Source organism: Nocardia sp. CDC160, from assembly GCF_035818795.1.
GTDB lineage: Bacteria > Actinomycetota > Actinomycetes > Mycobacteriales > Mycobacteriaceae > Nocardia.
The window spans coordinates 1,515,328-1,538,606 of the sequence record NZ_JAYKYT010000002.1 but is presented as its reverse complement, the minus strand read 5'-3'; the positions used below and the strand labels follow the sequence as shown (position 1 = coordinate 1,538,606).

The following is a 23,279-nucleotide window of genomic DNA, read 5'->3' as shown; positions in this document are numbered from 1 at the left end:
CTACGCTGCCATCTACATGACAGATACCGGCATCAAAAAGCATCGCTTTTGCTGATCCCAACGAACGCCCACCATGAAGTCGTGACTATTTCCACGCCCCGCACCTCCGGGGATCCCCGGACCACCCAGAGTCCCCACGCCGCCGGGGAGTCCAGCACCTCCGAGGAGTTCCGTGCCGTGCAGGAGTTCCGCGCCGCCGGAGACCCGAGTGCCGCCGGGGAGTTCCGCGCCGCCGGGCAGTCCAGCGCCGGACAAGAGTTCCGCATCGCGAGGGAGTCCCGCGCCGGACAGGAGTTCCGCGCCGCCGGGGAGTTCCGTGCCGTGCAGGAGTTCCGCGCTGCCGAGGAGATCCAGGGCGGAAAGGATTCCCGTACTGCTGGGGGATCGCACGCCGCCGGGGAGGCTCGGCCTGCGGTTACTCCGGCGCTGAGTCGGATTACCGTGCTCGTGTTCGCTGTGACGGCGGGGTCGTCCGCCGCCGGAAACTACTATTTGCAGCCGCTTTTGCACGAGGTGGCGGGGGATCTGCGGATCTCCACGGCTACCGCGGCGCTGCTGGTCAGCGCGGCGCAGATCGGGTATCTGTGCGGTTTGGCTTTCTTGGTCCCGCTGGGTGACTTTCTGCGGCGTCATCGGATGGTTCCGGCGCTGTTGGTGGCTTCGGTTGTGGCACTGCTGGTTTCGGCGGTTGCGCCGAACTTTGCGGTGTTGTTCGCGGGTGTCATCGCCACGGGTGTGACGGCGTCGGCGGCGCAGGTGGTGGTGCCGTGGGCCTCGGCACTGGCGCATCCGGAGCGGCGGGGGCAGGTGGTCGGGACCGTTATGAGTGGGCTGCTGCTGGGGATTCTGTTGTCGCGCGTGCTCGCCGGTGCGGTCGCGCAGTTGGGTGGGTGGCGTGCGGTGTTGGTGGTGGCGGCGGGGCTGCAGGTGGTGATGGCGATCAGCGTGTATGTGCTCGCTCCCGCCACGCCGCGCGCCGCGGCTGGGGAGAGCTACTCGCAGGTGCTGGCCTCGATCGTGGGGCTCATTCGCCGCCACGCGGTGCTGCGGCAGCGCATGATGCTGGGTTTCCTTGTCATGGCCAGCTTTTCGCTGGTTTGGACCGCCGTCGCCTTCCTGCTGGCGGGTGCGCGCGGAAGTTCCTACCACTATTCGGAATTCGCCATCGGCCTGTTCGGTCTGGCCGGTGTGCTGGGCGCGCTGGGCGCACCCGTGGTGGGCCGTCTGGCCGACCGTGGGCATCTGCGCCGGGTGACCACCCTGACCTGGCTTGTGCTGCTGTCGAGTTGGGCGCTGGTGGCGTGGGGCGGCCACAATGTGGTGGCGTTGATTGCCGCGCTGCTGGTCTTCGACTTCGGTATTCAGGGCTCGCACCTGAGCAATCAGAGCGCCATCTACGCCCTGGACCCGGCCGCTCGCAGCCGCCTGACCACCGCCTATATGGTCACCTATTTCCTCGGCGGCGTCGCGGGTTCGGTGACGGCGGGCGTGGCATATCAGACGGGCGGCTGGAACCTGGTCTGCGGAATCGGTGTCGCCGCGGCGCTGTTCGGTCTGCTGCTGTGGGCGGTGTTCGCGTTCCGTCGAAAGTAATTCGCCCGCTCTATTCCGCGGCGCTGAAGAAGCGCTCGCCGCATACCATCCGATACCGCCGGGGCTCAAATGGCCTCGGCGGTATTTATGTCTATTGAATTCCCTTTTATTCGAGTAGTGCGAGGCTCGCTGTCGCGCAGTCGAATCGAAGCTGTCTCAGCCAATCGTGCTGGGCCGCAACGGTTGTCGAGTGCGACACCATAGGCGATGCGAGGTCGCAAATCAATGGCTTGCCGAATGCAATATTCCACAAGACTGGACGGGCGTCCTTGTGTACTGTCAAGTAATCTACTGGCCGGTAGTGGACCCGGGTAAGGTCCGCCATCGGTGCGAAAGACGGTCCGGCCGTAGGGCGGACAGGGCAGGGTAAGGGACGGGCGTGGATCAACCGGCCTCGATGGTCGTTTGCCGTGTGATGCGGCGTGATATCGGTGTGATGCTGCCGGTAATGAAGGTTGTTGCGCGCGAAGCGGAGCGGGGCGCCGCGCCATAGCCCACTCGCGGGGTATTCCCGCATATCACTTCTCGGGGGGATTCGAGTTTACCGAGGAGACTCTTTGTCTGACATTGCCATTGTCGGTATCGGCTGCCGCTATGCGGGTGGGATCGATTCACCGGAATCCTTCTGGGACTTCGTCGCCGACAAGCGCGACGGTGTCGTGGACATCCCGGCGGAACGATGGGACTACCGCCGCTACTACGACCCCGACAAGCGGACCCCGGGCCGCATGTACACCAAGCGCGCGGCCTTCCTGACCGGCGACCCTTGGGAATTCGACCCCGACTTCTTCGGTATCTCGCCCCGCGAGGCGACCTCCATGGACCCGCAGCAGCGGGTGGTGCTCGAGGTGGCCTGGGAAGCCTTGGACGACGCCGGTGTGGCGGCCCGCGTCGCGGGCACGCGGGTCGGTGTGTTCGTCGGGGCGTTCACGCTGGACCAGCTGGCCGTCTCGGTGTCGGGTGACGCCCTGCCGCACGTGGACATGCACACCGCCGTCGGCGCGTCCTACACCATGCTGTCGAACCGAATCGCGTACGTGCTCAACCTGATCGGGCCCGCGATCACCGTCGACACCGCGTGCTCGTCCTCGCTGGTCGCCCTGCACCTGGCGTGTCAGGCGATCGAGAACGGCGACTGCGAGGTCGCCATGGCGGGCGGCGTCACCATGCTGCTGCAGCCGGAACCGTTCGTCTCCATGTGCAAGGGCGGCTTCCTGGCCGCCGACGGCCGCAGCAAGCCCTTCGACATCTCGGCCGACGGCTACGGCCGCGGTGAGGGCGCGGGCATGGTGGTGCTGAAGAAGCTGGCCGACGCCGAGCGCGACGGCGACCGGGTCTACGCGGTGATCAAGGCGACCGGGTCGAACCAGGACGGGCGCACCACCGCGATCACCGTGCCCAATGCCGATATGCAGGAGGAACTGGCGAAGGCGGTGACCCGCCGGGCGGGCATCGAGCCGCACGAGGTCACCTACGTCGAGGCGCACGGCACCGGAACCCCGGTCGGGGATCCCCTGGAGTTGCGGGCGATCGGCCGGGCCTACGGCGCGGTCCCGGGCCGCACCGCGCCGCTCGGCGTCGGCTCGGTGAAGGCGCAGCTGGGTCACACCGAGGCGGCGTCCGGAATCGCGAGCGTCATCAAATCCGCGCTCGCCATCTCGAAGCGCACCATCGCCCCGCAGGGCTGGCTGGAGACGCCCAATCCCGACATCCCGTTCGACGAGCTCGGCATCAAGCTGCAGCTGGAGCTGCAGCCGGTCGGCCCCGAGGTCGAGCGAATGACGGTGGCGGTCAATGGATTCGGCTACGGCGGCACCAACGCGCACGCGATCCTGCAGGAGTACGCGGCCCCGGTGTCCGAGCACGAGCCGAAACACTTCGGCGTGCTGCCGATCTCGGCGCGCTCCGAGCAGGCCACCCGCGATCTGGCCCGGCGCTTCGCCGAACTGATCGCCGACGGAGCCGATCCGGGCCATCTGGCCGAGGCCGCGTGGACCCGCCGCCAGCATCATCCGATCCGCACCGCGGTGACCTTCGGTGACGACACCGAATTGGTCAGTGCCCTGGTGGAATTCGCCACCGGGTCCGGGCGCGGCGCGACCAAGGTCGTGGGTGGCAAGGTCGCCGAGCCGGTGTTCGTGTTCACCGGTATGGGCCCGCAGTGGTGGGCCATGGGCCGCGAATTGCTCCAGGCCGGTGGCACTTTCGCCGAGGAGGCCGCCCGCATCGACGCCGTGTTCCAGGAGATCTCCGGCTGGTCCATCGTGGCAGAGCTGCTGCGGCCCGAGGAGCAGTCGCGAGTCACCGATACCGCGGTCGCACAGCCCGCCAACTTCCTGGTGCAGGTCGCCCTGTTCGCCCTGCTCCGCGAGCTCGGCGTGCGGCCCGCCGCCGTGGTCGGCCACAGCGTGGGCGAGGTGTCCGCGGCCTACGTCACCGGAATGCTCTCCCTGCGTGACGCCCTGCTGGTCAGCTACCACCGGGCGCGCCTGCAGGCCACCACCGCCGGTTCCGGCGGCATGCTCGCGGTCGGACTGTCCGAGACGGCCGCCCGGGAGCTGATCGACGGCGACGACAGCATCGATGTCGCCGCGATCAACAGCCCCACCGCGGTGACGCTGGCCGGTGCCGAGGAGCGACTCGACCGGATCGCCGAAAGCCTCACCGAGCAAGGGATTTTCGCCAAGCGACTACGCGTCGAGGTGCCCTATCACAGCTATCTGATGGACCCGATCCTCGACGAATTGCGCACGGTGCTGGCCGATCTCGCGGTCTCGAAGCCCAGCCTCCCGCTGTATTCGACGGTCACCGGCGCACGGGTCACGACGGCGGAATGGGACGCCGAGTACTGGTGCGCGAACGTCCGCAGGCCGGTCCGCTTCGCCGACGCGATCACCGCCCTGGTCGGCACGGGCAGCCGGGTTTTCCTCGAGGTCGGCCCGCATCCCGTGCTGGGCGCGAACATTCGCGAGATCCTGCTCGACGCGGGCGAGACCGGCACCACCGTCGCCACCCTCAACCGGAAGCAGGCGGACGCGGACAGCATTCGGCAGACCATCGCCGGGCTCTACATCGCGGGTGTGCTGGACATCGACGCCCTGTTCGCGGGGACTCCGGTCACCCCGCACATCGGCCTGCCGCGCTACCCGTGGCAGCGCACCCACCTGCGCAATGAGATTCGTGAGTTCCAGCAGCGCCGCCAGGGCACCCCGGGCTCCTACCCCATGCTCGGGGACCCCGATCTGGACAATCCCTCGACGGTCTGGACGAAGCAGCTGAGCGTCGCGTCGCTGCCGTGGCTGGACGATCACGTGGTCGGCGGGGCTCGAATCCTGCCCGGCGCGGCGTATTTGGATGCCGCGCTGAGCGCGGTGGCCCTGCGCACGGATTCCGCCCGCGCGGCCGTGGCGGACGTGGCGTTCGTCGCGCCGCTCGTCATCGACGAGGGCGAGGCCCCGATCGTCGAGCTGCGCGTGGAGGAGTCCACGGACCGGTTCACCATTCGCTCGCGGGGCGTGGCGGGCACGGTCTGGACCGTCCACGCCACCGGGCGACTGATCACCGGCGTGTTCGAGCCGACCAAGGTCGAGGTGCCCGATGTCGAGGAGATGCTCGAGGTCGATCCGGCCGAGTTCTACACCGGTCTGGCGGCCCGCGGCCTCCAGTACGGACCCGCGTTCCAGCGCGCGACCTCGGTGCGGGTCTCCGGCACCACGGTCGTGTCGACCTTGGACGGCGGGATCGCCCGCGACTCCGGTCATTTCGCGCATCCCGCTGTCGTGGACGCCGCACTGCAGAGCATTGCCGCGCTACTGGCGGGCACCGGTAGCTCGGGTGACGGTGCCATGGTGCCGGTCGGCGTCGCCGGGGTGCGGGCGTTCGCGGCCGTGCCGGACGAGGTGACGGTGGTGGCGCGCCTCGAGACCTCTGATGCCGCGCAGCCCACCGCCGATATCGCCCTGCTCGACGCTGAGCACAATGTCGTCCTGCAGATCCTCGGCATGCGTTTCGGCTCGATCTCGCCCGGACTCGGTGCGCTGCAACGCATGTCGGACTTCTTCTACGAAGACCGCTGGGAGCTGCGGGATCCGGTCGACGTCGCGGAACTGCCCGCCGCCGAGACCGCGTTCACGCTGGTCGTCGAGCTGGGTTCCGCGCCCGGGGAGCGCGCCGCGCAGGTGGCCCGCACGGCCGCCCACGCGGAGGTCCTCGCGGTCGGTGACCCGGCGCGCGGCGACCTGGAAGAAACACTGCGCGAACGGCTTTGGGCCGCCGCCCGGCTGGACGGGATCGAGCGCCTGCACGTGGTGTTCGTGGCCGGTTCGGAGTTCTCCGACCTGGACAACCTGTGGACACTGCGCCGCCTGGCCGTCGCCGCCGAGGAGTTCCTCAACGCGTGGCTGGACGAGCGCGGCGCGGAGACCCCGATGACCGGCGACGGGTCGATCCACGTCACCCTGCTCACCGAACAGGCCTTCGCGCATCCCGACGGCGACGCCGCGCCGAACCCGAGCCACGCCGCGCTGGCGGGCGCGCGCCGGGTGCTGCTCAATGAGCAGCTGCGGCTGCGCTGGCGGCTCGTCGATGTCGAATCCGAGGTCACCGACGCCGATCTCGCGGCCGAGCTCGCCATCCCGGGCGCGTTCACCTACGACAATTCCGACGAGGTGTTCCTGCGCAATGGCCTGCGCTGGGTGACGGTGGTCGAATCCTCGCTGCCCGGCCGGATCGACGCGCTGGATCAGGCGACCCCGCTGACCGATCCCGAGGCCAACTTCACCCTGGAGGTCCCCAAGTCGCGGGTGCTCTCCCGGCTCGGCTGGCGTCGCTGCGATCGCCGCGCCCCGGAGGCGGGCGAGGTCGAGGTGCGGATGCGGGCCATCGGCCTCAACTACAAGGACCCGCTCAAGGTGCTCGGCGTGCTCGACGAACGAGACCTGGCCGGAACGTTCTTCGACACGGTGCCGGGCATGGAGGGCATGGGCACGGTCGTCCGGGTGGGCGAGGGCGTCACCGATATCGCCGTCGGCGACCCGGTGCTGCTGGTGTCGAAGGGCCTGATGAGCCGCTTCCACACCACCTCCCGCGATCTGCTGTTCCCCGTCGCCGCCGACACCGAGCCCGGCCATTGCAGCAGCAATACCGCCTTCTCCACCTCCGAGCACTCGCTGCTGGAGCTGGCCCGGCTGGAGGCGGGCGAGACCGTGCTGGTGCACGGCGCGGCGGGCGGTGTCGGCGCGGCCGCGGTGCAGATCGCGAAGCGCCACGGCGCCACGGTGATCGGCACGGCCAGCACCGACGAGCGCCGCGCCTACGTGCTCGCCCAGGGCGCGGATCACGTGCTCGACTCGCGGTCGCTGAACTTCGCCGACGACGTGCTCGCGCTCACCGACGGACGCGGCGCGGACGTGGTGATCAGCACCGCGCCCGGCGAGATCCTGCGGCACAACTTCAAGGCCGTGGCCGAATTCGGGCGCATCGTGGAGATCGGCAAGGCCGACATCTACACCGGCGGCATGCTCGACATGCGGCACTTCGACAAGAACGTCTCCTACCACTCCTTCGACCTGGATCGAATGCTGGCCAAGCGGCGCAAGGCGACCGTGGAGCTGGGGCAGCGGGTCAATGCCAAGCTGGACGCGGGCACCTACCGGCGACTGCCCTACGAGCTGTACGAAACCAATGACGTGGCACGGGCATTCGAGGACGTCGCCCGCTCGAGCCAGCTCGGGCGCATCGTGCTGAGCCTGGAAAGCGAAGCGCCGCTGGTGCGTCCGCGGATTCCGGAGGTCACCGTCGATCCCGCCGCGCGGTACCTGATCACCGGTGGCTTCGGCGGCTTCGGCCTGGCCATTGGCCGCTGGCTGGTCGGCAAGGGTGCGACGCATCTGACCCTGCTGGGCCGCGGCGGCGCACGCACCGAGTCGGCCCGGCGACAGTTGGCGGCCTGGGCGGAGATGGGCGTCGAGGTCGTCACCGAACGGGTCGACGTCACCGACGCGGCCGCCATGGCCGAGGTCGTCGGTCGCGCGCACAGCCCGGAGCACCCCTTGAAGGGCGTGTTCCACACCGCGGGCATCGTGGACGACAAGCGCATTGCCGTGATGGACCGCGACAGCCTGGCCTCGGTGTACGGCCCGAAGATCGACGGCGTGCGCGCGCTGGTGCACGGAATCGACACCGCCGGAGCCGAACTCGACATGTTCGTGCTGTTCTCCTCGGGCAGCGCGATCTTCGGCGGCATCGGCCAGTACTCCTACACCGCGGCGAATATCGCCCTCAACGCCGTGGCCGACCGGATCGTCCGCCGCGGCGGGAACGCGCTGTCCGTCGGCTGGGGCCACATGTCCGGCGGCGGTATGGCCGAGGCCGACGAGAACCTGGCGCACTACCTGATCGCCACCGGATTCGACACCGTCGACATGGACGAGGGCACCGAATTCCTGGAGGCCGCACTGACACTCGGCCTGCACCACCACGCCGCGATCATCCCCATCGACTGGGGCAAGGTCGTCGCCGGTGGCCCGCACTTCGCGCGGACCGGCCGGATGATGGAGCAGATCGCGGCCTCGGCCGAGGACGATTCGGCCGCCTCGCAGCTGGTTTCGGCGCTGCGCGAGCTCGATGAGGCCAAGCGCAAGGACGTGGTCGCGCACATGCTCGCCGAGCAGATGGCGGTGGTGATGGGTGTCGCCGCGGACTCGATCGATCTGACCGTGCCGGTGCCGGAGCTTGGCCTCGACTCCCTGATGGCGGTCGAGTTCAGCGCCCTGGTGACCCGGGCGCTCGGGGTGGACCTGACGGCGCTGAAACTGGGGCGCACGTTCACCCTCGAGCAGGCGGGTGCGCAGGTCGCCGAGTTCTTCGTCGCGGGTACTTCGGCGGCCGGAGCCCAGCAGGCCGGGGTGATCGCATGAGCGAGTCGGCACGGGACCTGGCACGGAAACTCTTGGCGGGCAATGCCGCAGCACCCTCGGCGGCGAAGGTGTCGACCCCGTCGGCGGGTGCGGCGCAGCGTGCCGCCGCCCCGGCGGCCGCCACGTCGGCTCCCAAGGTGCGTCGCGGCCCGGGGCGGCAGTTCGCCGATCATCCGGAAGTGGCCGCCGCCGTGCGGAAGTGGACGGCCATCGACGCGCTCACCGAGCAGTCCGGCATGGCGAACCCGCTGTTCCTGCCGCGAAACAGCCCCAATGACACGGTGATCCGGGCGGCGGACGCCGAGCTGGTGAACTTCAGCGCCTACAACTACCTGGGGCTGGCCAACCACCCCCGGGTGGTCGAGGGGGCCAAACGCGGACTCGACCAATACGGTGCGTCGGCCGCGGCCAGTCGCATTGTGGCGGGCGAGATTCCGCTCTACGGCGAACTGGAGCGGCGACTGGCCGACATCTACCAGGTCGGCGATGCGATGGTGACCACGAGCGGCTACCTGACCAATGCGGGCGTCATCGGATTCCTGCTGGGCGAGCGCGACGTCGCCATCTGCGACGCGCTCATCCACGGCAGCGTCGTCTCCGGTACGCAGTGGGCCGGATGCCGCCGAATCAACTTCCGGCACAACGATCCCGAGTCGCTGCGTTCGGTGCTGCGCATGTCGCGCTCCGGCTTCGATCGGGCGCTGGTGGTGATCGAGGGTCACTACAGCATGGACGGCACGGTGGGCCGGGTCGACGAATTGGCGGCCATCGCACGGGAATACGACTGCGCGGTCATGGTCGACGAGGCGCATTCGTTCGGTGTGTTCGGCGCGCACGGCTTCGGTATGCGTGAGCACCTCGGCATGGCGGGCTCGGACGTCGATATCTGGATGGGCACGCTGTCGAAGGCGCTGGGCAGCTGCGGCGGTTTCATCGCGGCCGACGCCGACCTCATTCGGGCGATGAAGGCGAGCGCCCCGGGTGTCGCCATGCTCACCGGCGGCCCTGCCCCGTCCACGATTTCGGCCGCGCTGGCCGGGCTCGAGGTGCTCATCGACGAGCCGGAGCGGGTCGCCCGGTTGTGGGACAACACCAAGCTGTTCAACACCGCACTGCGGGATCGCGGCATCGATCTCGGCGTCTCCGAGGGCACCCCGATCTGCCCGGTGATCGTGCCCGGAGAGATGCGGGCCGGATTCGTCTCGGCGACGCTGCTGCAGCGCGGGGTGTACGCGGGCGCGATCTCCGCCCCGGCGGTGCCGGTCGGCAAGGAGCGGCTCCGGTTCTTCGTCACCTCGGAACACACCGAGGCACAGCTCATCTCAACCGCCGACCTGCTGGCGGAGACCATTGCCGCGGCGGAACAGATACCGGAGCACGCGGCCGCGGTCTGAGCGCGGCAGCGTGTCCACAAGGGGGGTACCGAAGTTCGACCAGTTGACCGAGGAGTTCAGTGACCGACATCGCGACCGGTGGCATGCCCTTCGAAATGCCGGGTGGTGTTCCGTGGGTGGTGTCGGCGCGCAGCGCGAGTGACATTGGCGTGCGGGCCGCCCGGCTGTGCGAGTGGCTGCTGCGCCATCCGGAGCTGGATGTGGTCGACGTGGCGCGGTCGCTGATCGCCGCGTCGGACCGAATGCCGTGGCGCGCACGCATTGTCGGGCGGAACCGGGCGGAGCTGCTGGCCGGTCTGGCGGCGCTGGCCGACCCGGCCGATCCGGCCGCTCCCGCCGTGGCGATCGAGCCCGCCCTGGAGCGAGCCGAGCGGCGGCGGGTGGCGTTCGTTTTCCCGGGGAACGGTGCCCAGTGGCGGGGAATGGCGCGCGAACTGCTCGAGGCGGACGAGGCCTTCGCGGAGTCGATCGCGGAATGCGAAGCCGCGCTGGCACCGTACGTGGACTGGTCGCTCACGGCGGTGCTGCGTGGTGACGTCGACGCACCGGCGCTGGACCGGGTGGATGTGGTGCAGCCCGCGCTGTTCGCGGTGATGGTCGCGCTGGCCGGAAAGTGGCGGGCGGCCGGTGTGGAGCCGGACGTGGTGATCGGTCATTCACACGGTGAAATCGCCGCCGCCTGCGTGGCCGGTGGGCTGTCGCTGTCCGACGCGGCACGGGTGGTGGCGCTGCGGTCGCGGGCGCTGGCCGAGGAACTGGCCGGGCACGGCGGCATGGTCTCGGTCGGCCTCGACGTGGATTCCGTGCGGGAACGTCTTGCGGCGTACACGGATCGGCTGTCGCTGGCGGCGGTGAACGGCCCGGCGCACTGCGTCGTGTCGGGCGAGGTGTCGGCGCTCGAGGAGTTCCTCGCCGACCGGGCCCGCGAGGGCGTGTGGGCGCGCCGGGTCGCGATCGACTACGCGTCGCACTCGCCCGCGGTGGAGAGCATCCGGGAGCGGCTGCGCTCGGATCTGGCGTCGATTCGCCCGCGCTCCGCGGCGGTGCCGTTCCTGTCCACGATCGTGGCCGAGCGGCTCGATACGGCCGGACTGGACGCCGACTACTGGTATCGCGCGGAGCGGGAGTCGATTCGGTTCGCCGAGGCCGTGACGGCATTGATCGCCGACGGCATCACCGGATTCATCGAGGTCGGTGCCCATCCGGTGCTCGCGATGGACATTGCCGCGATCGCCGAGGCGGCCGGGGCGGGCGAGGATGTCTCGGTCGTCGGATCGCTGCGGCGCGATGAGGGCGGCCCACAACGGTTGCTGGCGGCATTGGCACAGGGCTACTGCGCCGGTTTCGATGTGCGTCCGGCCGCGCTGGTCCACGGCGGGTCCCTGGTCGACCTGCCGGAGGAAGCCTTCGGGCAGACCGACGCCGGGGAGGCGGGACCGCTCGCGCGCAGGCTCGCGACGACTCCCGAATTCCAGTGGGACACGGTTGTTCTCGACATCGTGCGCGAGCACACCGCCGCCGTACTGGGCCACGAATCCGCCCGATCGATCGAGCCCGACCAGCCGTTCACCGAGTTCGGCATCGATTCGGTCAGCGGCGTGGAGCTGCGGAATCGACTGATCCGGGCCACCGGTGTGCAGTTGCCCGCAGCCCTGGTCTTCGATCATCCGACGCCGAATGCTGTTGCGGCACTGCTCGAGGCGCGTGTCACCGGGGCGGACGAGCGCAAGCATCGGGCGCTGCGGCGGACGAGCGTGGACGAGCCCATCGCCATTGTCGGCATCGGTGCCCGGTTCCCCGGCGGAGTGGGCTCCGCCGAGGAGCTGTGGGACCTGGTGGCCGCGGGGCGGGACGTCATCAGTGAATTCCCCACTGATCGCGGGTGGGATCTGGACCGGCTGTTCGACCCAGACCCGGACAAGCCTGGAACGGTCTACACCCGCCACGGCGGATTCCTCGGCAACGCAGGCGATTTCGATCCGGGCTTCTTCGGCATCAGCCCGCGTGAAGCCTCCGCCATGGATCCACAGCAGCGGCTGTTCCTCGAAACCGCCTGGGAGGCGCTCGAAGACGCGGGCATCGACCCGACGACCCTGCGGGGCAGCGATACCGGCGTCTTCGCCGGTGCCTGCTCGTCGGGTTATTCGCGCCGCGTGACCGGTGAGCTGGAGGGTTTCCGGCTGACCGGCACCTCGCACAGCGTCATCTCGGGCCGTGTCGCCTACGTTTTCGGCCTGGAGGGCCCCGCCGTCACGGTGGACACGGCCTGCTCCTCCTCGCTGGTGGCCCTGCACCTGGCGTGCCAGGCGCTGCGGCAGGGTGACAGCTCGCTGGTGCTCGCCGGTGGCGTGACCGTCGCGGCCAGCCCGTACCTGTTCGTGGACTTCGCCCGCCAGCGCGGCCTGTCCCCGGACGGCCGCTGCAAGCCCTTCTCGGCCGACGCCGACGGTGTGGCCTGGTCCGAGGGCTCGGGTGTGCTTGTCCTGGAGCGGCTTTCGGAGGCCCGCAGACGAGGCCACAATATCCTGGCCGTCATTCGCGGTAGCGCCGTGAACCAGGACGGTGCGAGCAACGGCCTGACCGCGCCGAACGGTCCGTCGCAGGAGCGGGTGATCGCGCAGGCCCTCGCCAATGCGGGCCTCGCCGCGCGCGATGTGGATGTCGTGGAGGCCCACGGAACCGGTACGGCCCTGGGCGATCCGATCGAAGCGCAGGCCCTCATCGCCGCCTACGGACAGGAGCGCGGCGACCGGGAGCCGCTGCGGATCGGGTCGGTGAAGTCGAATATCGGGCACGCCGTGGCCGCCGCCGGGGTGGCCGGGGTGATCAAGATGGTGCAGGCGCTGCGGCACGAGCGATTGCCGCGCACGCTGCACGCCGAAACGCCGTCCCCGCACGTGGATTGGGCCGCGGGCGCGGTACGGCTGTTGACCGAGGCGGAACCGTGGAGCGCCGGGGAGCGCGTGCGGCGGGCGGGCGTGTCGTCGTTCGGGATCAGCGGCACCAATGCCCATGTGATTCTCGAGGAGGCTCCCGCCGCGCCGGTACCGGCCGCCGCGGAGTTCGACGACAGCACCGGCCCGGCCGTCCCACTGCTGGTGTCGGGCAAGGGCGAAGCGGGCCTGCGGGCGCAGGCGGCTCGACTACACGCGTGGTTGTCGGAGCGGCCCGAGATCGATATAGCGGCGGCCGCCCACGCGCTGGCGACGGCGCGGGCGCACTTGGATTCGCGGAGTGTGATTCTCGGCCGCGATCGAGGCGAGTTGTTGCGGCACCTGGCCGATCTCGCGGCATCGGGAACCGACGCCGGGGTCGTGACGGGCACGGCCGGGAAGGGGCGAACGGCCTTCCTGTTCACCGGCCAGGGTGCCCAGCGGATCGGTATGGGCGTGGGCCTGTACGAGGCGTTCCCGGTGTTCGCGGACGCCTTGGATACGGTGTGCGCTCGGTTCGATGCGACATTGGGATGTTCGCTGCGAGAACTCATGTTCGGCGGCGCTTCCGATGCCGCGCTGCTGGATCGGACCGAGTTCACCCAGCCCGCGCTGTTCGCCTTCGAGGTGGCGCTGTATCGCCTGCTGGAGTCCTTCGGCCTCACCCCGGATGCGGTGATCGGTCATTCGATCGGTGAGATCGCCGCCGCGTATGTCGCGGGCCTGTGGTCGCTCGAGGACGCGTGCCGATTGGTGGCGGCCCGTGGCCGCCTCATGGGTGCGCTGCCCGAGGGCGGTGCGATGCTGGCCATCTCCGCCACCGAGGCCGAGGTCACCGATGCCGTCGACGGGTATGCGGGGCGGGTGTCGATCGCGGCGGTGAACGCGCCCGCGGCACTGGTGGTCTCGGGTGACGAGGACGCGATCGGCGAGCTGGAGGCCCGATTCGCCGAGCGCGGTGCGAAGACGACGCGATTGCGGGTCAGCCACTCCTTCCACTCCCATCGAATGGAACCGATGCTGGCCGAATTCGAGTCCGTGGCAGGGGATTTGACCTACCGTCGGCCGCGCCTGCCGATCGTTTCGAATGTGTCCGGTCGGCTCGCCGGAGACGAGATATTGGCGCCCGAATACTGGGTTCGGCAGGTGCGGGCCGCTGTGCGATTCGCGCCCGGAATCGAGACCTTGGCCGCCTCGGGCGTGCGTAGATTCCTGGAAGTCGGACCCGACGCGGTCCTGGCGGCCATGACCCGGCAGACCCTTCCGGAGGATGCCGGGTCGGTGGTGGCCGCCGCCGCCCGCCGGGATCATGATGAGCCACAACAGTTCCTGACCCTGCTGGCACGCGCCCACGTCTCGGGCGCGCGCGTGGATTGGACGCCCCTGCTCCCTCGCGCGGTGCGCCGAGTTCCCCTGCCCACGTATGCCTTCCAACATCAGCGCTTCTGGCTGCCGCCGCATCCCGAAGTCTCCGCCGTCACCGGGGCGCACCCGCTGCTCACCGGCGTGGTGCCCGTGGCCGGGAAGGACGAGTTCGTCTGCACCGGCCGGTTCTCCCTGGCGACCGACCCGTGGATCGCCGATCACCTCGCCTACGGCACCGCGGTGCTGCCGAGCGCGGCCCTTGCCGAATTCCTGCTCGTCGCGGGCGACCGGATCGGGTGCGGTGTCCTCGAGGAGCTGACCCTGGAGGCTCCGGTGCCGCCGTCGGAGGACGGTGAGGTCGAACTTCAGGTATCGGTGCGGGAGCCGGACCCGGCCGGGCGACGACCGTTCACCTTCTACTTCCGCCAGGCGGGCGACTGGGTGCGCAATGCCAGCGGTGTGCTGGCTCCCGCGCAGCACGACGAGAACGCGCTCCTCGATCGGCTGCGGGACGAGGACTGGCCGCCGCTCGATGCCGAAACCCTGGATCCCGCAGAGATTCCCGAGCGAATCGCGACCGTGTCCGGGCTCGAGTACGGCCCGGCGTTCACCGGTGTCGCCGCCGCCTGGCGACGCGGTGACACAGTGTTTTCCGAGATCGCCCTGAACACGGCCGCCGCGCCCGGACCGGAACGATTCGATATCCATCCGGCCCTGCTCGACCAGGTATTGCACACCGGGCTGGCCGAGCTGCTCTGGCGTGATCAGGACGGCGACCCGAATACCGGCCTCCTGCTGTTCCGCTGGGGCGGAGTGCGACTGCACCGGCCGCTCACCACGCCGACAACCCTGCGCGTCATCGCCACCGTGAGCGGTGTGGAGACGATTTCCGCCGCCGCGGTGGACGATTCGGGCCAGCCGGTGGTCTCGGTCGACGCGGTGGTCATGCGGCCCTATGACGTGAAGCAGCTCCGCGACACGGTGGGAGCGCAGGCCGCGGACCTGTACGAGATGCACTGGACGCCCACGGCGGCGACGACACCGAGCGTGCCGACGGACCGGACGGCCGTCCTGGGTCCGGAGCCGGTGGCCGGAATCGAGACGTGTGTGCCGAGCCTTTCGGAACTCGCTGATACACAACAGATTCCGGAGTTCGTGGTGTGGCGTCCGGAACACGGTGTCGACGGCGAGGACCCGGCGGCCGTGCGCGGCCACCTGGAAACGATGCTGGCGACGGTGCGGGCGTGGGTGGCCGAAGATCGCCTGGCCGACACCCGTTTGGTCGTGGTGACCACAGGTGGTGCCGAACTACCCGGCGAGACAACGGACCTCGCCGCCGCGGCCGTGTGGGGCCTGATGCGCACCGCACAGTCGGAATATCCTGGCCGATTCATTCTCATCGACGCCGATCCATCGGCCCTTGCGTCCCCGAATGATTCGCTACCGATCGGAGCCGTGCTCGCGACGGGCGAACCGCAGGCCGCCGTGCGTGCCGGGGCACTGCTCATTCCGCGCCTGGTCCGCGCGCGGGCCGAACTAGACCCAGAGCCGACGCCGTCCTTCGGCGGCGGCACTGTCCTGATCACGGGCGGCACCAGTGGCCTCGGTGCACTGCTGGCCCGGCATCTGGTCACCGTGCACGGCGTCCGCCACCTGCTGTTGGTATCCCGACGCGGCGAAACCGCCGAGGGGACAACAGAACTGGTATCCGAACTGACTGCGGCCGGAGCCGCCGTTCGCGTCGCGGCCTGCGATGTGGCCGATCGCGCAGCGCTGGGTTCCCTGCTGGATTCGATACCGGAGCAGCACCCGCTGACCGCCGTCATCCACGCGGCGGGTGTGCTCGACGACGGCACCCTCGCGGGCCTGACCGCCGAGCAGCTGCGGCGCGTGTTCGTTCCGAAGGCGGAGGCCGCCTGGCATCTGCACGAACTCACCCGTGACCGCGATCTGTCGGCCTTCGTGCTGTTCTCCTCCGTCGCCGCCACGATCGGATCTGCGGGGCAAGGCAATTACGCGGCGGCCAATGCCTTCCTCGACGCGCTCGCGCACCGTCGCCGCGCGGCCGGGCTGCCCGCCCTGTCGGTGGCCTGGGGTCCCTGGAACTCGGCCAGCGGCATGACCGGCGGCCTGGATCGCAGTGCCCGCGCGCGCTGGGAGCGGCTCGGACTGCAACCCCTGGCGAATGACGAGGGCCTGCGGCTGTTCGACGCGGCCGTCGGCAGCGCCGCCGCGCACCTGACCGCGATCCGGTTCGACCCGGCCCACCTGCGACGCGAAGCCCGCGACGGCACCGCGCCCACGGTGCTGCGCGGATTCCTGCCGCGCGTCGGCGAGCGGCCCGCGGCCGCCTCGAGTTCGCTGGCGGCCCGCCTGAGCCTGGTCCCCGAGGGGCAGCGCGCCGAGGTCGTGCTGACCCTGGTCCGGGAGCACGCGGCGGCCGTCCTCGGCCATGAGTCCGCCGACGATATCGACCCCGGCGCGCGTTTCGACGCACTGGGATTCGACTCGCTCGGCGGTGTGGAGTTCCGCAACCGGCTGTCCAAGGCCACCGGCGTGCGCCTGCCGTCCACGCTGGTCTTCGACCATCCGACGGCCGCGGCGGTCGCCGCGCTGCTGCGGTCCACTCTCGAGGGCGCGCAGGCCGATCCCGCGACGGCCCGGGTATCACGTCGCGTCCGTGCCGACGAGCCCATCGCGATCGTGGGCATGGCCTGCCGATTCCCCGGCGGCGTCGAATCACCGGACGCGCTCTGGGATCTCGTCGCCTCCGGAACCGACGGCACCGGCGACTTCCCCGCCGACCGCGGCTGGGACCTGGAGCGGTTGTTCGACCCGGACCCGGACAAGCCCGGGACCGTCTACACCCGTCGCGGCGGATTCCTGTACAACGCGGGCGATTTCGATCCGGCGTTCTTCGGGATCGGCCCGCGCGAGGCGACGGCGATGGACCCGCAGCAGCGGCTGCTGCTGGAAGTGTCCTGGGAGGCCCTCGAAGACGCGGGCATCGACCCGACCTCGTTGCGCGGCAGCGACACCGGCGTCTACACGGGCGTCATGTACCAGGACTACGAAGCGGTCGCGGGCCAGGCCGGTCCCGGGGTCGAGGGGTATCGCCTCACCGGTGGCCTGGGCAGCGTGGCGTCCGGACGGGTCGCCTATGCCCTGGGGCTGGAAGGTCCCGCGATGACCGTGGACACCGCCTGCTCGTCCTCCCTGGTGGCGCTGCACCTGGCCTGCCAGGCGCTGCGCCAGGGCGAGAGCTCACTGGCCCTGGTCGGCGGTGCGACCGTCATGGCGACACCCATGGTGTTCCAAGAGTTCTCGCGCCAGCGCGGGCTGGCACGCGACGGCCGGTGCAAGTCCTTCTCGGCCGCGGCCGACGGTGTCGCCTGGTCCGAGGGCGCGGCGGTACTGGTGGTCGAGCGCCTGTCCGACGCGCGCCGCCTGGGCCACGAGGTGCTGGCGGTGGTGCGCGGCAGCGCGGTCAATCAGGACGGCGCGAGCAATGGCCTGACCGCGCCGAACGGCCCCGCACAGCAGCGGGTCATCGTTTCGGCGCTGGCGAACGCCGGACTGCGCCCGCGCGACGTGGATGCCGTCGAAGCACACGGCACGGGAACGACTCTCGGCGATCCGATCGAGGCACAGGCGCTGCTCGCCACCTACGGGCAGGACCGGGCGGGCGAGCCGCTCTTGCTCGGCTCCCTCAAATCGAATATCGGTCATTCGCAAGCGGCCGCGGGTGTCGGCGGCGTGATCAAGATGGTGCAGGCCCTGCGGCACGAACTGCTGCCCAAGACCTTGCACGCGGACGATCTGTCGCCGCACGTGGATTGGTCGGCCGGATCGGTCCGGGTACTGACCGAATCCCAGGCGTGGTCGGCGGGCGAGCGGGTCCGGCGGGCCGGAGTGTCCTCGTTCGGCATCAGCGGCACCAACGCGCACGTGATCCTCGAGGAGGCACCGGCACTCTCGACGCGCGAGAGTGCCACGGGCCCCGCGGATTCCGACGCTAGCGTGGTGCCGTGGCTGGTTTCGGCCAAGTCGGACGAGAGCCTGCGGGCGCAGGCGTCGCGGCTGCGGGACTGGCTGGCCGACCGTCCTGAGGCCGACATCTGGTCGGTGGCAAGGACATTGGTGGAGGGACGGGCCGCACTGGACCACCGCGCCGTCGTTGTCGGGCGAGATCGAGACGAGTTGCTGGACGGTCTCGCCGATCTAGTCGCCCGTGCGCCGGGCAGCATCGAAGGGATCGCGGGAACCGGGAAGATCGCGTTCCTGTTCACCGGCCAGGGCGCACAGCGGGTTGGTATGGGTGCCGGTCTGTATGAGGCGTTCCCGGTGTTCGCGGCCGCTCTGGACGAGGTCTGCGCCGAGTTCGACCTGCTGTTGGGTCGGCCGTTGAAAGACCTGATGTTCGCCGACCCCGAGGGCGTGCTGGACCGGACCGAATTCACGCAACCGGCATTGTTCGCGTTCGAGATCGCATTGTTCCGGATGCTCGAATCCTTCGGTGTCACACCGGATCTGCTGATCGGGCATTCGATCGGTGAACTGGCGGCGGCGTATCTGGCGGGTGTGTGGTCACTCTCGGATGCGTGTGCGCTCGTCGCGGCACGCGGCCGATTGATGGGCGCACTGCCGGAGGGCGGTGCGATGCTCGCGGTCGCGGTACCGGAAGCCCGGGTGACAGAGCTGCTCGCCGCATACAGCGGCCAGGTGTCACTGGCCGCGATCAACGGCCCGTCGTCGGCGGTGCTGTCGGGAACAGCGTCGGCGATCGACGATATCGGTGCCCGGCTTGCCGGAGAAGGGGTGAAAACCTCACGGCTTCGAGTCAGCCACGCCTTCCACTCGGTCCTGATGGAACCCATGCTCGACGAGTTCCGCTCTCTCGCAATGGGGTTGACGTACCGGGAACCGCTGCTGCCGATCGTGTCGAACCTCTCGGCGGACGTGGTCGCGGCCGAGATGACCGATCCCGAGTACTGGGTTCGGCAGGTACGGGATTGCGTCCGCTTCGCCCCCGGAATCGAGGCCCTGGTAAAGGCGGGTGCGCGGCGATTCGTGGAGATCGGCCCGGATGCGGTGCTGGCTGCCATGACTCGGCAATGCCTGGCCGAAACCCCTGCCGTCGAGGCCAAATCGACGGTGATCGCGACGGCCCGGCGTACCGGTGAGGAGGCGGCGCAATTCGTGTCCGCCCTCGCGCAGGCCGCCGTGGTCGGCGTGGATGTGGACTGGACGCCGCTCTATTCGGATCGGCTCACCCATCGGATCACCTTGCCCACCTATGCATTCGAGCATCGGCGCTACTGGGCTCGGCCGGTAGACGCGCCGACCGCGTGGCAATCGGGTCTGGACGAAGCCGGACACCCGCTGCTGAGCGCGATGGTGCGGGTGCCGGAATCCGACGACGTGGTGTTCACCGGAAGGCTGTCGCGCGCTGCCCATTCCTGGCTGGCCGACCATGCCGTTGCCGGGGTAGTACTGCTGCCCGGCGCGGCCCTCGTGGAGTTGGCCCTGTCCGTGGGCGCGATGGTCGATTGCTCGCGACTGGCGGAATTGGTGATCGAAGCGCCGCTGCCGCTGCCGGACGCCGAGGCGGTCGACCTGCGCGTGGTGGCGAGCGGCCCCGACGAGACCGGAGCTCGGACCGTATCGATGTACTCGCGATCCAGTGCCGATGCGGCACAGTGGATTCGCCACGCGGTCGCGACGATCACCGCTGGGGCGACCACACCCGTGGCCGCCTCCGACCTCACGAGTTGGCCGCCACCCGGTGCCACGCCGATCGCGATCGACAACGCCTACACGGAGTTGTCCGAGCACGGCTATGAATACGGGCCCGCCTTCCGCGGACTGACCGCCCTCTGGATGCGCGACGGCGAGGTGTTCGCCGAGATCGCGCTGCCTGAGTCCGCAGGCTCGGACGGCACGAGATTCGCTGTCCACCCGGCACTCCTGGACGCCGCGCTGCACGCGATCCTGCTCGGCGGCCTGGCCCCTGACACCGAGCCCGGTCAAATCGCAGTCCCGTTCTCGTGGGAGAACCTGGCACTGTACGCAACGGGCGCGACAGCCTTGCGAGTCCGGGTCGCCAGGACAGGCGACGGAGCGGACAGCGCGCCGATCGCCGTCACCCTTGCCGATCCGACCGGGATGGCGGTGGCAGAGGTGCAGGCCCTGACGCTGCGCAGCATGTCGGCGGGGACACTCGGCACTTCGCCGCGTCGCGCCGAAGGCCTTGGCTACGAGATGGACTGGGTAGCACTGACAGCGGTCGACCGTGACCTCCACGCGGTGTGGACCTCCGGCGAGGACGGTGAACAGGCGACGATCGCGGGGCAAGAACTGACCGTCGTTCGGCTCGCCGCGCCTGGGTCGGAAACATTGCGGCACCGCGATTCAGTGGTCATCGACCGTGATCCTCCCTCGGCGGTGCGCGATTCGGTTACCGCACTGTCCGCGCGGGTGCAGCGGCTGCTATCGCAGGACCGGCGCATTGTCGTGGTAACCAACCGGGCGGTCGCGGTGCATCCGGACGAGGCGGTGGATCTGTCCGCCGCAGCGGCTTGGGGTTTGCTGCGGACCGCGCAGAGTGAGAACCCCGGTCGGATTCTGCTGGTCGATGTCGACGAGTGGGAGGACTATCGCGCCGCGGTGGGATTGGCCTTGGCCACGAATGACGAACCACAACAGGCCGTTCGACTTTCGACCGCGTATGCGCCGCGCCTGCACCACGGTGATTCGAGCAGTCTCGACGTTATATCGCGCAATGCCTCGGCATGGGAACTCGTCCTGCGCGGCAAGGGCACTCTGAGCGCGGACAATTTCGCCATCGGCGAGCGTCCGGGTGCGGTGGAACCGCTTGCACCGGGGCAGGTTCGGGTGAGTGTGCGGGCGGTTGGGCTCAACTTCCGGGATGTGCTGATGGCGCTGGGCACCTACCCCGACAAGCACGCTCGGCCCGGCGGTGAGGGAGCCGGTGTCGTCGTGGAGGTCGCACCGGACGTCACCGAATTCGCGCCCGGTGACCGGGTTTTCGGGCTGATCCCGGGTACCGGATCGATGGCGGTGGTCGATCGCCGACTGCTCGCGCGGATGCCCGACGGCTGGTCGTTCACCCGGGCCGCGGCCGTTCCGATCGTCTATGCGACCGCGTACTACGGCCTGGTCGATCTGGCCGCCGCACAACCTGGCGAGACGCTGTTGCTGCACGCCGCGACCGGTGGCGTCGGGCTCGCGGCCGTGCAGCTCGCGCGGCATCTGGGTTTGCGGATGCTGGTCACCGCGAGTGAGCAGAAGTGGAATGTGCTGCGTGAGATGGGGTTCGAGGATGCCGTGATCGGCAATTCGCGCACCTTGGAGTTCGAGCAGAAGTTCCTGGACGAGACCGACGGTCGTGGCGTGGACATCGTGTTGGATTCGCTGGCGGGCGAATTCGTCGACGCCTCGTTGCGGCTGCTGCCGCGCGGCGGCCGGTTCGTCGAGATGGGCATGATCGACCGGCGTGATCCGGCCGAGGTGGCCGCCCGGTTTCCGGGTGTGGACTACCGCAGCTTCATGCTGATGGAGGCGGGGCCGGATCGGCTGCACGAGATTCTTTCCGCACTGGTCGAGCTTTTCGAGGCCGGAGCCTTGACGCCCGACCCGATCCTCGCCTGGGACATGCGGCGGGCTCCGGAGGCCTACCGGTACCTGAGCCAGGCCCGGCACATCGGCAAGAACGTGCTCACCGTGCCGATGCCGGTGCGGCCCGAGGGCACCGTGCTGATTACCGGCGGCACGGGCGGATTGGGCGCGGTCACCGCCCGGCATCTCGTCACCGAGTACGGCGTGCGCAGCCTGGTGCTGGCGGGCAGGCGGGGGCCGGACGCGCCGGGCGCGGCCGAACTCGCCGCCGAGCTCACCGCGCTCGGCGCGCGGGTGGATGTGGTCGCCTGCGATGCCGCCGACCGAGCCGCCCTGGACGCGATGCTGGCGGCGATTCCGGCGGAGCATCCGTTGACCGCCGTCGTGCACGCCGCGGGTGTGCTCGCCGACGGCCTGTTCACCTCCATGACCCCGGAACAGTTCGCGAAGGTGCTGCGCCCCAAGGTGGATGCGGCCTGGAACCTGCACGAGGCGACCAAGGACCTGGACCTGTCGGCCTTCGTGCTGTACTCCTCGATCGCGGGTGTCCTCGGCACTCCGGGCCAGGCGAACTACGCGGCCGCCAATGTCTTCCTCGACGCGCTGGCCCGCCACCGGCACCGCAACGGCCTGCCCGCCACCTCGGTGGTCTGGGGACCGTGGGACCAAAGCGGCGGAATGACCAGCGCACTCACCGCGACCGACCTCGCGAGGCTACGGCGCGAAGGTCTGCTGCCGGTGGACGAGGCGCACGGCATGGAACTGTTCGACGCCGCACTCGCGGGTGGGCGCTCGGAATTCGTGGCGATCCGGCTCGACCGGAGCGAACTCGGCGAAGTGCGCGCGGTCATGCGCGATGTGGCCAGACCCGTTGGCCGCCCGACGGTTTCCGCGCCGACCGCTGTGCACGAGCCCGGCAAGGGCTCGAATTCCTTGGTGGAGCGATTGGTCGACCTTCCGGTCAGCGAACAGGAGCGCGTGATTCTGGACGTCATCCGCACCCAGGCCGCGGTGGTGCTGGGCCACAGCGGTGCCGACTCGACCCCGCCGGACAAGCCGTTCAGCGATATCGGATTCGACTCACTCGGTGTGATGGAATTCCGCAATCGCTTGAAATCGGCTGTCGGAGTGCACTTGTCGGCCACCGCCATGTTCGACTACCCGACCCCCGAAGCCCTGGCCGGGTACCTCCGCCACGAGCTCGTGCCGGTCGAAGACCCCGCGCAACGCCTTGCCGCCGAGGTCGATTCGCTGGCCCGCGGCCTCGCCGCGGCCGAGCTGTCGGCCGCCGACCGGTCCGAGATAGCAAGCCGATTGACCGCGTTGCTGCGCGAACTCGAGGGCGACGGAACCGGCGGCCACACCGCTGGCTCCGACCTCGACAGCGCGGACGATCGCGAGCTTTTCGACTTCATCGACCACCTCAGCTGAATCTGGAG

General features: G+C 69.6%; 4 protein-coding genes. All 4 read left to right on the top strand.

Annotated features, from left to right (window positions below):
• The first annotated feature begins 81 nt into the window (after positions 1 to 81).
• The 4 genes from VMT40_RS14495 (at position 82) to VMT40_RS14480 (ending at position 23,271) form a co-directional block, all read left to right on the top strand.
• On the top strand, positions 82 to 1,593 hold the full coding sequence (locus tag VMT40_RS14495; protein ID WP_326358500.1) for an MFS transporter: 1,512 nt from the start codon (positions 82 to 84) through the stop codon (positions 1,591 to 1,593).
• Between the two features lie 557 nt (positions 1,594 to 2,150).
• Positions 2,151 to 8,510 carry a type I polyketide synthase gene (locus tag VMT40_RS14490; RefSeq protein ID WP_326358499.1) on the top strand — a complete coding sequence of 2,120 codons (6,360 nt, stop codon included), beginning with the start codon at positions 2,151 to 2,153 and terminating at the stop codon, positions 8,508 to 8,510.
• Positions 8,507 to 9,904 carry an aminotransferase class I/II-fold pyridoxal phosphate-dependent enzyme gene (locus VMT40_RS14485; protein WP_326358498.1) on the top strand — a complete coding sequence of 466 codons (1,398 nt, stop codon included), beginning with the start codon at positions 8,507 to 8,509 and terminating at the stop codon, positions 9,902 to 9,904. Before VMT40_RS14490 ends, VMT40_RS14485 begins: the two co-directional genes overlap by 4 nt.
• A 59-nt stretch (positions 9,905 to 9,963) precedes the next feature.
• A complete protein-coding gene (locus VMT40_RS14480; protein WP_326358497.1) occupies positions 9,964 to 23,271 on the top strand; it encodes an SDR family NAD(P)-dependent oxidoreductase in 13,308 nt (4,435 codons plus the stop codon).
• The last annotated feature ends 8 nt before the right edge of the window (positions 23,272 to 23,279 follow it).